Here is a 12,150-nt window from a genome sequence, read left to right on the forward strand (position 1 = left end):
GTCGTCGCCCAGCTGCTCGGCCGCAGCCGCAAGCAGGACGTGCTGGCCGGGCTCACCCCGCGGGAGCGGGAGGTGCTGGGGCTGATGGCCGAGGGACGGACGAACTCGGCAATCGCCCGGCAGCTGGTGGTGAGCGACGGCGCGGTCGAGAAGCACATCAGCAACATCTTCCTCAAGCTCGGACTGTCCCAAAGTGATGAGGATCACCGGCGCGTTCTGGCCGTGCTCACCTATCTGAACTCGTGATCGTCCGACACTGTCTCGGAGCCTGCGAGCCGTCTCACCAGGGCTCAGCAGCCACAGCGAGGACAACCTCATCGTGGCCGTCCCCTGTTCGATCACATCGTGCTGCTGGCTCGGATCGCAGCCCGGACCAACAACCCCTACGGCAAGCGAAGAACGTGACGCCGTTCTCCACCACCTGACCACCGTCGAACCGCTGCTGCGTGCCACCGCGACCGTCGAGATCGACGCCACCGCACCCATCGAACGCGTCGTTCAACAGCTGGAAGAACTCGCCGAGCACTGACCCCGGGACAGCCACAACGCCAACGTCCATGACAGCCAGGCCCTGATCCCGCTCGTGAAGGGGATACCGCCGGTCCGCTCCCGGCGAGGCCCCCGGCGGCGCAAGCCTGGCAAACTCCACGCCGACAAGGACTACGACTACAACCACCTGCGGCGATGGTTATCCCAGTGGGGCATCCGGCGCCGCATCGCCCGCAAGGGCGTGCTCACCGACGGCCGCGCGCACCTGCTCCGACTTGCCCGCGTCCCGCACGGTGGTACGCACGAGTTCTTCGTTCTCGACGAGATCGACGCCTGCCGCTCCCCCCGAGCTGGACATTGTCAGCACGCCGCTCACGGTTGTGCCGGGGGCAGAGGTCGGGTCAGTCGTCGCCATTGAGCTATGGCAGGGGTCAGTACCTTGCCGGCGACTCCCCAGCCACCGTCGAGGACCTCTTCGATGACCAACGAGGACTGTGACCATCGCGCCGTGGCCGCTGTGCGTCAGGCGCTGGCCGCCGCCGTCGGCCCGCCGATCGGCGGGCTGCTCGTGGGCGCTGCAGGATGGCGCTTGGCCGTAGAAGTGCAAGGTGCCGCGGTCACCGGCGAGGATCTCCGGGCATGCCAATCGATCAACGTTCGTGTGTAGCCGCCCTTGGGCCTACAACATCATGAGCGAGCTGTGACTCCCCGCTCGTATCGTGAAAAGAGACAGAGCTGCGGGGCAAGGCAGGGAAGTCATGAATGTGCCGGCGGTCGACTACGCGGCGGTGTTCCAGGCCCTTCCCGGGGCGGTGGCGCTGGTGACCCCGCAGCTGATCTACGCGGATGCCAACGCGGAGTTCTTGCGCCTCCGGGGCGTTGTCCGCGAGCAGGTAGTCGGTCGCTTCGTGCCCGAGGACCACCCCGAAAAGGACCCCTCCGAGCCTCTCCTGCTCAGAGTTCTGGCGTCACTGCGCCAGGCGGCGGGCACCGGTGAACGCAGCATCGTGGCGCTGCAGCGCTACGACATGGAGGACCCCGACCAGCCCGGAGTGTGGCACGAGCGGTACTTCAACATGACCAACATCCCCGTATTCGGATCTGATGGACGGGTGACGCTGCTGCTGCACCGGGTGGAGGACGTCACCGAACTCATCCGCGCCCGTGAAGTCGCGCTGACCTTGCAAGAAGCCATGCTGCCCGCTCCTCGCCCGGTCGGTCGGCATCCGGCGGCCGGGCGCTACCGGCCCGCCGCCGAAGCACTGAACGTGGCCGGCGACTGGTACGACCTGGTCGACCTGCCCGGCGATCGCATCGCCGTTGCCGTCGGCGACGTCGTCGGCCACGGCCTGCCCGCCGCCGGAGTCATGGGACAACTGCGCAGCGCCCTCAGCGCCGCCTCCCTCGTCGCCGAAGGCCCCGCCCGCGCCTTGGAAGCCCTCGGGTTGTACGCCCGCACCGTCGACGGTGCCGAGAACACCACCGTGGCCACGGCCGTCATCGACTGGGAGACCCGCACCATCACCTACAGCAGCGCCGGCCACCCCCCACCTGGGCTCCTGTGGAGGGACGGGACCGTCGAGTTCCTGGACCAGGCCACCGACCCGCCACTGGCCGCCCGCCCTGAACACGCCCCCCGGATCCAGGCTGTCGCGGCCTTCCGCGAGGGCGCCGTTCTCGTGCTCTACACCGACGGCCTGATCGAACGCCGTGGCGAAGACATAGACACCGGCCTCACCCGGCTCGCCGACTCCCTGGCCCGCCACCAGGCAGACGACCCCGAAGCCCTCGCCGACGCCGTGCTCAACGACCTACTTCCACCCGGTGACGCCACCGATGACACCGCCCTGGTCATCGTGCGCCTGTGAATCCAGCCGGAAGCGTCCAAGATTTCGAGCCCGCCCCCTGCGTTCTGGGTTGCCGTCCATCCGCAGGGGCCGAGCCGGGGTATGTGGCCGCCCTGTGTCAGGCGCTGTTCGACCGGCTCAGCCCCGAACAGCAGAAGTCCCTCGGCGAGAGGGACTCCAGCCGAACAAAGCGGGTGCGGACCTGCCCTGGCTCCGCTGAGGTACATACCGCTCAGTGGGCGCTGACCGGTTATCGCCGCCTCGTCCTTCACGCCCTCACCGGATGCGGCACCGAGGACCCGGTCACCGTGCCGCCGCCCGGGCGCCCGGTTTCACGAAGGTCAGGGCGATCGCGGCGGCCACGACCAGGATCCCGACGGCGAACCAGATGGCGCTGGTGTAGCCGTTCACCATGGCCTGCAGCTGCACCAGCTGCTGCTGGGGCCTGGTGGCGGCACCCGCGATGTGGTCCTGGATGTACGAGGTCGTGGCCGAGGCCGCGATCGTGTTCAGCAGGGCCGTACCGATGGCGCCGCCCACCTGACGACGGGTTCACCGGTGTCCTGGCCGCCGGCCTCCGGCGCCAAAACGATCCGCACCATCAACCTGACCTGATGCCCTTCGCGGTGTCGGGCCGTCAGCAGCCCGGTCCATCCGGCGTTCGTGCGGCACCGCCGAGCCAGCTCGGGTACGCGCGCCGCCTCCTCGGGATCAGCAGTTCCGCCGCGGGCCGGCCGACGGCCTCGGAGCTCGGGTAGCCGAGCAGGCGCGCCGCGTCGGAGGTCCAGCTGGTCACGGCCGCGTGGGCGTCCAGCAGCAGCGGTGCCGCATCGGCCACGTCGAATCGCTGCTGGGTGGCGTCGTGGTCCTCTCGCATCCCCACAGCGGCACTCTCCGTCCCTGTGAGCCGACAACTCTTCCCCATTGTCCCATCAGGCGGGCTTCTGTACGGATCACAGCCCTGTTCCGCCTGTCCGCGAATTCCCGGGGCCGGCGGGCGCCGCCGGACCCGGCTCACGTCGAGCGCTTGGCCCCGCTGTTCTCCGACCGGACGCGCTGCTCGTTCGGGGGCAGCAGCCGGTTCTCCACGTCGTCCAGAGCCAGTCTGACCGCGCCCATGACGACGGCGTCGTCACCCAGACGGGACAACTCGATCGGCGTCGGCACGAGGGTCAGCGGTCGCAGGTGCCGGGTCACGGCGTCGAGTACGACGCGCCCCGCGCGGGACAGTCCGCCGCCGATGACGAGCAGGTCCGGGTCGAGCACGAGCAGGACCGGCGCAAGACCGCGCGCCAGACGGGCTGCGACCGTGTCGATGACTCCCTGCGCTCCGGGATCGCCGTCGGCTGCGGCATCGAAGACTGAGACGACGTCGAGTGCGCCCTCCCGCAGCAGAGCGGCAAGCCGGGGGCTTCGCCGGTACGGGAGCGAGCCGGCGAGGTCCACGATGGCCGACGCGCCCGTGAGCCGTTCGAACGGCCCCAGTCCCTCCGCGTCAGGCCGCGCGCCGAGGTCGTCGTGCGGATCGAGGACGGTGAGGTAGCCGATCTCTCCGGCCGCCCCCGACGTGCCGCGGTGCAGCCGCCCGTCGATGCAGATGCCGCCGCCGACCCGCTCGCCCCACAAGGCGAACACCACGGTGGGGGTGTTCCGGGCGATCCCCTTCCACTGCTCGCCGAGCACGGCGAGGTTCACGTCGTTCTCCACCTGGACCGGACAGCGGAAGGTCCGGCGCAGCTCCGCCTTGAGGTTCAGCGAGGTCCAGCCGGGCAGGCCGGGCGCCTGCGCCAGCTTGCCCGAGCGCGGGTCGAGGATGCCGGGACTGCCGACCGCCGCGGCCAGCACCGCCTCACGCTTGAGGCCGGCCTCGTCCAGCGCCCCGCGTACCGCCAACCGGACGGCGGCGAGCAGTTCGCGGCTGTCCTGCGCGGCCGAGGTCGCACAGCGGCTGGTCGCCAGAGGCTCACCGTTGAGGTCGGCAATCACCGCGGAGGTGCGGTGCGGCCCTATGTCGATGCCCAGGACGCAGCCGGCATCGGCGCGGAATCGTACCAGCCGGGCTGGCCGGCCCATGACGTTACGACTGTCGGGATGCTCCTCGACGTACTCCACCCAGCCGGCTGCGCGTAGTTCGTCGACCACCTCGCTCACGGTGGGCCGGGACAGTCCTGTGCGGCGGGCGATTTCGGCCAGGCGCAGATGAGACACCTCGCGAAGCACCGTCAGGACTCTGCCCTGGCTGAGCTGTCGCAGGAGCGGCGGGTCCTCTCTCATGGGCGGCGACGCTTTCCCCTTGACTCGGTTGCCCCTGCCAGGAAAAACTATAGCAGCCTACTTTCGTAAGTGGCTTACACAAGTGCCTGCACAAGTATCACTTCCGCTGCACCAAGCGGCCGGTACGCAAACGCGCTCCGGCCGGAAGGCAAGGAGGGATCGAGTTGCAACACGAAAGATCTGGCCCACAGCCTCACTCCCGCCGCGCGTTCCTCGCGACCTCGGTCGCCGGAGCCGCGACGGTCGGCGCGGTGGCCCAGGCGGCCCCGGCGAGCCCCTCGGGCAAGAACCAGACCGCCGCCGCGGCTGTCTTCGCCAACAACGTCGGCAGCCGATCACCGTTCCTGCGAACCGAAAAGCTCCGCTACCCGGTACGGCGGTGATGGCGACCACGCCTGTAGCGGTCGCCGTCACTGCTGATGCTCGGCGCCCCGTTCGTCTCCCAGCCCAGGACGGCGGCTGGCATGTCTCATGCAGCCGGGCTCGACGTCCGGCTGATCCACACACGACGCACTCGGCGTATTTCACGCTCACCGGGTGCAGCATCACAACCAACAGGAAGGGTATCGATGAAAATCAGACGGATATTCGTCTGTGCAAGCGTTGCCGCAATGGCCGTACTCGGGTTCGTTCCGCCTGCGACGGCAGACGCGAAGAAGCCCGCGACAACCGGCGAGACCGTACCGCCACTGCCGACACCGATGGTCGGCGGCTACCTGCTCTCCGATCCGCCGAACTTCAAGCGCGTCCAGATGGACCTGGTCACGCACTTCTTCTGGGCATTCTCCACCATTCGCAATGGTAGTTGCACGACCGCGAGCACCGCGGGCATCAACGAGGTGCTAGCGGAGCGCCAGGCTCGGCCGGACCTGAAGGTCATCCGTTCGATCGGCGGCTGGGGAGCCGCCAACTTCTCCGACGTGTCCTCCACCGATGCCAAACGCAAGGCGTTCGTCGCCTCGTGCATCGACGCATTCGTCAAGAACGGAGCCACCGACGGGTTCGACCTCGACTGGGAGTTCCCGATCTCCGGCGGCCTGCCGAACATCGGCTACTCACCTGACGACCGGCAGAACTTCAACCTGCTCGTCGATGAGTTCCGCACCCAGCTGAACGCCTACGCGGACGCGCACGGCAAGAGCCGCCGGGACTTCCTGGTCACCGCGGCGCTGCCGGCGGGACGCTGGCAGGACTCCGGCAACGGCGTCACCGGCGCGCCGTACGACACGAACACCAGCTTCGACCTGGCGACCCTCGGCCGCACCCTGGACAACATCAATGTGATGACCTACGACATGGGTACCGGGTACTCCCCCGTATCCATGTTCAACCAGCCGCTCTACAAGCACTCCGACGACAACACCGGCGATCAGTACAACAGCACGGACGATGCCGTGCGCTACTACGTCGAGCACGGTGTGCCGCGCAACAAGATGACGCTGGGCGTGGAGTTCACCCTGGCACGAGGGTTCGTGACCACCACCACCCTCAACAACGGCCTTTTCCAGCCGTGGACGTCGACCGGCTGCGGTCAGACCACAGCGGCCAACGCACTCAACCCGAGCAACACCTCCATCCTGATTAACTGGGACGCTCAGGTTCAGTCGCCGTACCTGTGGAACCCCACGACGCGGACCTTCTGCAGCTACGAGACCGCGCACTCGCTCGGCATCCGCTCCAAGTACGCCAAGGAGCAGGGACTCAACGGCATCTTCACCTGGCAGCTCACCGGGGACGCGAGCGGCAGCCAGTTGCGCGCCGTCTCGCTGCCCTGGCAGCCGGAGAAGGTGACGGCCGCACCGGCTCCGACGGTGAACGGTACGACCTTCTACCCGAATGCGAGCCAGTCCTTCAGCGGAACCGTGGCCACGGTGGCTGGAAGCTCGGCAGACTCACTGACCGCGATCATCAACTGGGGCGACCTCACCCGCAGCCCCGGCACCGTGACGCCCACTGGTGGCGGCAAGTTCGCCATCTCAGGGACGCACACCTACGCCACGCCCGGCGCGTACCAGCTGACGGTGAGCACCATCGACCCGGATTCGCTGAACAGCCGGATGGTCAACGGCTACGCGTTCGTCGACACCTCGCCGTACCCCTACCTCGCAGGTCTCGTCGACAAGTTCAGCACGAACAGTGGTGTGACAGCTGGCCTCAACGCGAAGCTCAACGCGGCGAGCCAGGCACCGAACAGCACCGCACGCGCCAACAAACTCGATGCGTTCATCAACCAGATCCGCGCGCAGACCGACAAGGCGGTGACAGCTGGCCAGGCCGACACCCTTACCCAACTTGCCGGGACGCTGAAGTAGTTGCCCGGCAAGGTGCGACAGCAGTAATAGGCACCGACCAGCCGTTGGGGGAACGCATTGAGTAGTGATCAAGATGCGGTCCAGGCAGGGTGCTTGAGCCAGATCATCGAGTCACGTAGGTGGGGGCCGACGAGGTAGCGCGTGGGGGTCTTGCCATACCGCGGGGCAATACCTCGCCAGGCGCCTTCAGCTTGTTGATCAGACGTTCAACCGTGTTCCGCTCCTGCTCTCAGGGGGGAAGGAAGAACAACCCGTAGGTAGGTACTACGAGTACCTACCTACATTGGGGGTGCAAGGTTGTCCGTCAGCCGGGCCCGCTGCGAGCCGGTGGTGCGCCGCGTCGACTGCGATCCCGAGGCGACGCCTAGCTCATGGGTACAAGGGTGCAAGACCGTTCGGGAACCGCCTCGCAGCTACAGGCGGGGAGCGAGGGTCTCGCAGTACGCGAGAGGGACCAGTGCCTGGTAGACGTGGCCCGCGGCTGCATGACTTCCCGCTTCCTTGCGGTGCAGGCCCGGCCGGCCGGGGTGCGCTCGCGTCGGCTGGCCCAGGCAGCCACGGTGGCCGGGCACGGCCGGTGGGACGGCGTCCTGCTCGAGGTGTGGCTTCTGCCCGACGGCGAGGACGAACCGACCCGGTTCTGGCTGTCCGACCTGTCCGACGACATCCCGATCGCCGACCTGGTCCGCCTGGCAATGATCCGCTGGCGCATCGAGCACGACTACCGCGAACTCAAGCACGGCCTGGGCCTGGACCACTTCGGGCAAGGTCTGCCGCAGGATGAGCACGGGTCAGGTGCGGCTGTGGGTCGGCGCCGCGGCGTTGTGTTGTGCTGATGCAGCGTTTTACGCAGCGGCACTTCTTTGATGAACCAGGCCACCAGGAATCCGACGGCGCATAGAGCTGCGACCGGATGCCGGTGGCGACACCCTTGCCGTTCATGGAACCGATGCTGACGTACTCGCCGCTCATCAACGTGGCGTGCCCGCCGGTGGCCTGGGTGATCTGCGCGCCGCGTGGGCGAAGCGCTGGACACCGAAGGGGCTTCGCCACGATCCTTTTGGCCGAAGCCCTGCCGCTCGAGTTCATCATCGGAGGACATGGAGGCCACGGTGGTCGGCTTCGCCCTCGCCGAGGAGCCCTTGCCGGACGGCAACGGCGAAGTGGTCGAACAGCGGCGATCCGTGCGAGCACCGCAGTCCCCGGTTCACCGGGTGCAGGTCAGTTCCCTGTCGACTGGGCGTAGAACTGTGCGGGGTCTGCGGCGAGTGAGGCCTTTACATAGCGGCTCGCGGCATCGACCAGCACCTCGATCGCACCGGACTGCACGCCGTCGAGGCTGGCTCGGGCGACGTCGGCTGGGTCGATCTTCGGGACGTCGTAGCCGGCCGTGATGTCGGTGTCGGCGGCTCCGAGGTGCACGCCCTGCACCAGGGTCTCCTGGACGGCGAGTTCGAGGCGGAGGCCGTTGGTCATGTTCCACTCGGCGGCCTTGGCCACGGAGTAGGCGCCTGATTGCTCGGAGGCGGCCCACGACAGTACCGACAGGACGTTCACGATCGCTCCCCCGCGGTTCGATGCGAGCAGACCAGACCAGCCGGATGAATGGGTCAACGGTTGTTGATGGGCAGCCGTCTATCGCGATGGACGCAGCGGAAGGTGACGGAGGCTCCAGAGCGCTATATGTCGCTTCAGGGCAGCTTCGGGAGCACAGTGCCTGCCCGGCCAGCGCCGGGGAAGCTACGTACGGCCTCGTTCATTGCGCTGGCCGGTCAGTGGTCACCATGCACGCCCAGGTGCGTGATGCCGAAGCTGTGGTCGTACTTGAGGCCGTACTTCATAAGGCGGTCGAGACCGAGGTGGAACAGGCCGACGGCTCCGGCGACGGTGAGCGCGCTGGTGTGCCATCCGGCTCCTGCGACGAGCAGTGCCAGCGGCAGCGGCGCGGTGTGCGCGAGGTTGTAGGTCCAGGCGCCTACCCGTGGGCCGACGAGGTACGCGAGCCAGGACAGGTCGGGGACAAGGAACAGAGCCGGGATCAGCCACCAGGGCTGCCCGGTGGTGGCAAAGACGACGAGAGCGGCTCCGGCGACGGCCAGACCCTCGATTCGCAGCCAGCTCAGTGGTCGGCCGGTGACCACGCCTGGCGTTCCGACGGTCGCATCGGGCTGTGTCAGGGCTGAGATCTTCGCGTCAGCGGGTGGTTTCGGGGTGTTCGCAGGTGAGTGTGCGGCGGTCATGCCGGTCCTCCGGGGGCGTGGAGTCATCGGGGTCGGCTTGCAGGCCAGTAATCAGGGTGTCGACGAGGAAGTGGTAGCTACGGGTGACCTCGCGGGACAGTCCGAAGCCGTCGGCGGCCTCGAGGACGGCGAAGCCGTCAAGCGCTGGTCGCACCATCCGGGCGGCGTCGACCTGCGCGAACTTCGCGCTGGCACCGTCCCCCACCAACTCGACGCCACGAGGCTGTGACCCGACGTGCCCATCCGACCCGATAACCGCAGTCGTTGCCCAGGCAACTGAGCCAGAGATCTCCAAGAGCAGCAAGAGACGCGCCAGTTGGCGGTGCGAGTGTGAGGGCGAGTGCGGACGCGGCAGTCACACCGGCCGGTACCCCAACCCGCGCGGGCAGACCGCGTACGGCACTGGCTCGCGCGTCATCCTGACCACCGCGCAAGTTGCGGAATGCTCCCGCATCCGCTGGGTCAGTGCCCCGTAGCAAGTACATGATCACGGCCATGCAGACGAGGCAGACCAAGACGCCGATGATGTCGAAGCGGTCGACGGCCACAGCATTCTCAAAGAGCGCGCAGGCCCCGGTCGGCGAAGGCGATCAGCCACTCGAAGCTCTCGTCGATGTCGGCGCTCCACTGGAAGCCTCCTGCCGACTGCAACGTGGCGAAGCCGTGGCAGAGGCTGCGCAGCATGCGCAGGGCGTGGTCCACGTCGGGCTCTGCGATCTCGTAGCCGCGCAGGACCGCCGTGAACGCGTCGAGCAGCCGCTGGCCCGCGGCGGCCAGTGGATCGTCCGGGCCGGACGGTTCCATGCCGATCGTCGCGGCGTACCGGCCGGGGTGCTCCAGGACGAAGACGCGGAAGGCGCGCGCCGCGGCCGCCAAAGCGTCGCGGCCCGCGTACCCCTGGACCGCGCCGCCGACGGCGTCGGCGGCCTCGTTCAATGCCAGGACCGCGATGCGCCGGTTGAGGTCTTCCTGACCGCCCACGTGCTTGTACAGGGACGGGGTACGCACGCCCACCCGCTCGGCCAGCAAACCCATCGTCAGGTTGGCGAGCCCCACCTCGTCGGCGAGGGCGGCACCGGCCGCGACCACGGCCGCCGGGTCCAGGCCGGCCCTAGGCACGGGCGGCGGTCGATCGGAGGAAGGTGAGCATGAGCGAAACCACCTGGTCGGGGAACTGGTGGTGCGGGTAGTGCCCGGCGCCCTCGATCATCTCAAGGCGGCCGAGGCCGGACGGCAGCGCATCGACGATCGCCGACCCCTCGGCGTGCGGGTCGGCCCAGTCGGGGTCGAGCGTGCCCATCACGACCAGGACCGGGCAGCGGACGTTGCCGAGTTGCGCGCCGGCGTCGGCCGGGGTGCTGCGGCCCATGCCCTGCAGGGCCTTCATCCGGCCCGGCTCGCGCAGCAGGGAATCGATGCGGCCGAGCCGTTCGACCCAGCCGACCGGCTTCACGCCGGGGTAGGCCACGTCGAGGTACGAGCGCCAGAGCGGCACGCTGCCGAACACGCCCGTGCCGAGCAGCCGCAGCATGCCCCGCCGGAAGCGCTTCACCCGCAGGTCGCCGAGGCGGATCGACTGCTTGCGGGTGAACGGCGCCAACTCGACAACCGCGGTGATCAGCGAGGGCTCCTGCGCCGCGGCGATGGTGGCGGCGCCGCCGGAGATCGAGTGGCCGACGAGCACGGCCGGGCCGCCCAGGTGGCGGATCACGGCGAGCAGGTCGTCGGCGATGGCGGTGCGGCTCCAGTCCGGCCAGCCGACGCTGGACTCGCCGCAGCCGCGCAGATCGACCGCGGCAACCCGATGGCCCGCCGCCACCAGCCGCGGAATCACAGCACGGTACGCAGCGCGGCTGTCGCCCATGCCGTGCGCGAGAACGATCAGCGGGCCGGACCCCGCCACCTCGTAAGCGATCGTGCCGCCCTCGACGGCAAGGTACTCGGTCACGACATCTCCCAGGTTGGCTAACTCAGTTAGCTAAAAGCTAATCGCAATAGCCAAACCTGTCAACGCGACCGTTGTTACGACTGCCGGAACCGGCTCCAGGCCAGTGACCAGTGGCAACGCCCGTTGATCAAGTCTCAGACCGCTTTGGTGGGCTGACGTATGCCCTTCGCCATCTCGGCCACGCAGTCAGGGAAGCGCGGGGTGACCGCCATGACCGCGACCACGCCTCCGGCACAGCACATCGTGCACGTTCCCTACCACGGCCTCCCCGCAAGATCCGCGCAGCCCGCAGGCGCTGGATCTGCTCGCCACCATCAGCGCCTGCGTCCAGGCCCTCCCGCCCGATGCCGCAATCGCGGACATCACCGGCGCCGAGTTGTACTTCCAGCGCGGGCCCCAAGGCCTCGCCCAGCTGATCCGGCTGCGTACCCTCGCCTGGACCGGCGTGCACACCACGATCGACGCTGGCTCAAGCCTCATGCTGGCCGCCATGGCGGCCGCCGTCACCGAGCCAGGCGGCATCACTTGATACGCGCAGTGCGGCCCCGTCTCTCCTGCGAACAGAACGAGCGCGCCATACGCGGGCGCGAGCAGGACAGCCAGGAATGTGATCAGCAGGCCAGGCTGGGGCCTGGATCCCGCCCCGCCTGGCCCGGGCCAGGCGGCCCCGCCACGTCGGCGTTGGCGATGCGAAGGTCCGACGAGGTGGTCCCGAGCAGATCACGGACGACCTCGATCGAGGTCGAAGAGTCTTTTCCCAGGGCCGGCCCCTCGGTGTTGGCAAGGTGCACGGCGTGTATCGCACAGCAGGCCACCTCCGGCAACGTGCAGTCCTCAAGCAGGCGTCTGTGGTCGTGGGCGAGTTCGGCAGGAGACTTTCCGCCCCGGGATGTGCGCGGCACATCAGCAGTTCCGTGAGGCGTCGGCGCCTGGGCGGCATCAGGTGGGCCTTCCCCCGTGGTGGTGGACACGCGTTGGCATGTCATGCGGCCAGCGTGAGCTTAGCCGTGTGGTGTCGGTGTTCGTATTCGTTGGGGCTG

Annotated in this window: 15 protein-coding genes and 3 pseudogenes; 9 read left to right on the forward strand and 9 right to left on the reverse strand. The window is 68.3% G+C overall.

The window, feature by feature from the left end:
* Both ACFY3J_RS38375 and ACFY3J_RS38380 read left to right on the forward strand, forming a co-directional pair.
* Positions 1–246 (forward strand): response regulator transcription factor (locus ACFY3J_RS38375; protein ID WP_390842854.1); only part of this gene is annotated, 246 nt, incomplete at its 5' end.
* A gap of 301 nt (positions 247–547) precedes the next feature.
* Positions 548–763: pseudogene (locus ACFY3J_RS38380) on the forward strand (IS5/IS1182 family transposase); the annotation flags it as partial.
* Here ACFY3J_RS38380 and ACFY3J_RS38385 read toward each other — a convergent pair.
* Positions 689–904 carry a hypothetical protein gene (locus ACFY3J_RS38385; protein WP_384183098.1) on the reverse strand — a complete coding sequence of 72 codons (216 nt, stop codon included), beginning with the start codon at positions 902–904 and terminating at the stop codon, positions 689–691. The pseudogene ACFY3J_RS38380 and the gene ACFY3J_RS38385 sit on opposite strands and share 75 nt — an antisense overlap.
* Before the next feature lie 63 nt (positions 905–967).
* Between ACFY3J_RS38385 and ACFY3J_RS38390 the strand changes: the two genes are divergently transcribed.
* From ACFY3J_RS38390 to ACFY3J_RS38400, 3 genes and pseudogenes are all read left to right on the forward strand, one after another.
* Positions 968–1,156, forward strand: a complete 189-nt coding sequence (locus tag ACFY3J_RS38390) for a hypothetical protein (RefSeq protein ID WP_390842855.1) — start codon at positions 968–970, stop codon at positions 1,154–1,156.
* A 91-nt stretch (positions 1,157–1,247) separates the two neighbouring features.
* Positions 1,248–2,357 carry a PP2C family protein-serine/threonine phosphatase gene (locus ACFY3J_RS38395; protein WP_390842856.1) on the forward strand — a complete coding sequence of 370 codons (1,110 nt, stop codon included), beginning with the start codon at positions 1,248–1,250 and terminating at the stop codon, positions 2,355–2,357.
* Between the two features lie 74 nt (positions 2,358–2,431).
* Positions 2,432–2,556 (forward strand): annotated as a pseudogene (locus ACFY3J_RS38400) (MarR family transcriptional regulator); the annotation flags it as partial.
* A gap of 83 nt (positions 2,557–2,639) precedes the next feature.
* Here the strand turns inward: ACFY3J_RS38400 and ACFY3J_RS38405 are convergent.
* The 3 genes from ACFY3J_RS38405 to ACFY3J_RS38415 form a co-directional block, all read right to left on the reverse strand.
* Complete coding sequence (locus tag ACFY3J_RS38405; RefSeq protein WP_384183106.1) at positions 2,640–2,876, reverse strand: hypothetical protein; 237 nt, start codon at positions 2,874–2,876, stop codon at positions 2,640–2,642.
* A 97-nt stretch (positions 2,877–2,973) separates the two neighbouring features.
* Positions 2,974–3,219 (reverse strand): hypothetical protein, encoded by a 246-nt coding sequence (locus ACFY3J_RS38410; protein ID WP_384183109.1) that lies wholly within the window; start codon positions 3,217–3,219, stop codon positions 2,974–2,976.
* A 131-nt stretch (positions 3,220–3,350) separates the two neighbouring features.
* Positions 3,351–4,610, reverse strand: coding sequence for an ROK family transcriptional regulator (locus tag ACFY3J_RS38415; protein ID WP_384183111.1), 1,260 nt, complete (start codon positions 4,608–4,610; stop codon positions 3,351–3,353).
* A 164-nt stretch (positions 4,611–4,774) separates the two neighbouring features.
* Here ACFY3J_RS38415 and ACFY3J_RS38420 point away from each other — a divergent pair, with 164 nt between their 5' ends.
* The 3 genes and pseudogenes from ACFY3J_RS38420 to ACFY3J_RS38430 all read left to right on the forward strand — a co-directional run.
* Positions 4,775–4,993: a hypothetical protein gene (locus tag ACFY3J_RS38420; protein WP_281157461.1), complete on the forward strand. Its 219-nt coding sequence runs from the start codon at positions 4,775–4,777 to the stop codon at positions 4,991–4,993.
* A 228-nt stretch (positions 4,994–5,221) separates the two neighbouring features.
* The gene (locus tag ACFY3J_RS38425; protein WP_390842857.1) at positions 5,222–6,922 is read left to right on the forward strand and encodes a glycoside hydrolase family 18 protein; all 1,701 of its coding nucleotides are present in this window, start codon (positions 5,222–5,224) and stop codon (positions 6,920–6,922) included.
* A gap of 473 nt (positions 6,923–7,395) precedes the next feature.
* Positions 7,396–7,683: pseudogene (locus tag ACFY3J_RS38430) on the forward strand (IS701 family transposase); the annotation flags it as partial.
* Positions 7,684–8,143: 460 nt separating this feature from the next.
* Here the strand turns inward: ACFY3J_RS38430 and ACFY3J_RS38435 are convergent.
* The 5 genes from ACFY3J_RS38435 to ACFY3J_RS38455 all read right to left on the reverse strand — a co-directional run bounded on the left by ACFY3J_RS38435 (position 8,144) and on the right by ACFY3J_RS38455 (position 11,110).
* Positions 8,144–8,536: an SDR family NAD(P)-dependent oxidoreductase gene (locus tag ACFY3J_RS38435; protein ID WP_390842858.1), complete on the reverse strand. Its 393-nt coding sequence runs from the start codon at positions 8,534–8,536 to the stop codon at positions 8,144–8,146.
* Positions 8,537–8,694: 158 nt separating this feature from the next.
* The gene (locus tag ACFY3J_RS38440; protein WP_384183118.1) at positions 8,695–9,063 is read right to left on the reverse strand and encodes a DUF4260 domain-containing protein; all 369 of its coding nucleotides are present in this window, start codon (positions 9,061–9,063) and stop codon (positions 8,695–8,697) included.
* 52 nt (positions 9,064–9,115) lie between these two features.
* Complete coding sequence (locus ACFY3J_RS38445; protein ID WP_390842859.1) at positions 9,116–9,367, reverse strand: TetR-like C-terminal domain-containing protein; 252 nt, start codon at positions 9,365–9,367, stop codon at positions 9,116–9,118.
* Between the two features lie 350 nt (positions 9,368–9,717).
* Positions 9,718–10,251 carry a TetR/AcrR family transcriptional regulator gene (locus ACFY3J_RS38450; RefSeq protein WP_384183412.1) on the reverse strand — a complete coding sequence of 178 codons (534 nt, stop codon included), beginning with the start codon at positions 10,249–10,251 and terminating at the stop codon, positions 9,718–9,720.
* Positions 10,252–10,273: 22 nt separating this feature from the next.
* The gene (locus tag ACFY3J_RS38455) at positions 10,274–11,110 is read right to left on the reverse strand and encodes an alpha/beta fold hydrolase (protein ID WP_390842860.1); all 837 of its coding nucleotides are present in this window, start codon (positions 11,108–11,110) and stop codon (positions 10,274–10,276) included.
* A 376-nt stretch (positions 11,111–11,486) separates the two neighbouring features.
* Between ACFY3J_RS38455 and ACFY3J_RS38460 the strand changes: the two genes are divergently transcribed.
* The gene (locus ACFY3J_RS38460) at positions 11,487–11,639 is read left to right on the forward strand and encodes a hypothetical protein (protein ID WP_384183127.1); all 153 of its coding nucleotides are present in this window, start codon (positions 11,487–11,489) and stop codon (positions 11,637–11,639) included.
* The last annotated feature ends 511 nt before the right edge of the window (positions 11,640–12,150 follow it).

Source organism: Streptomyces sp. NPDC001231 (genome assembly GCF_042896885.1).
Taxonomy (GTDB): Bacteria; Actinomycetota; Actinomycetes; order Streptomycetales; family Streptomycetaceae; genus Streptomyces.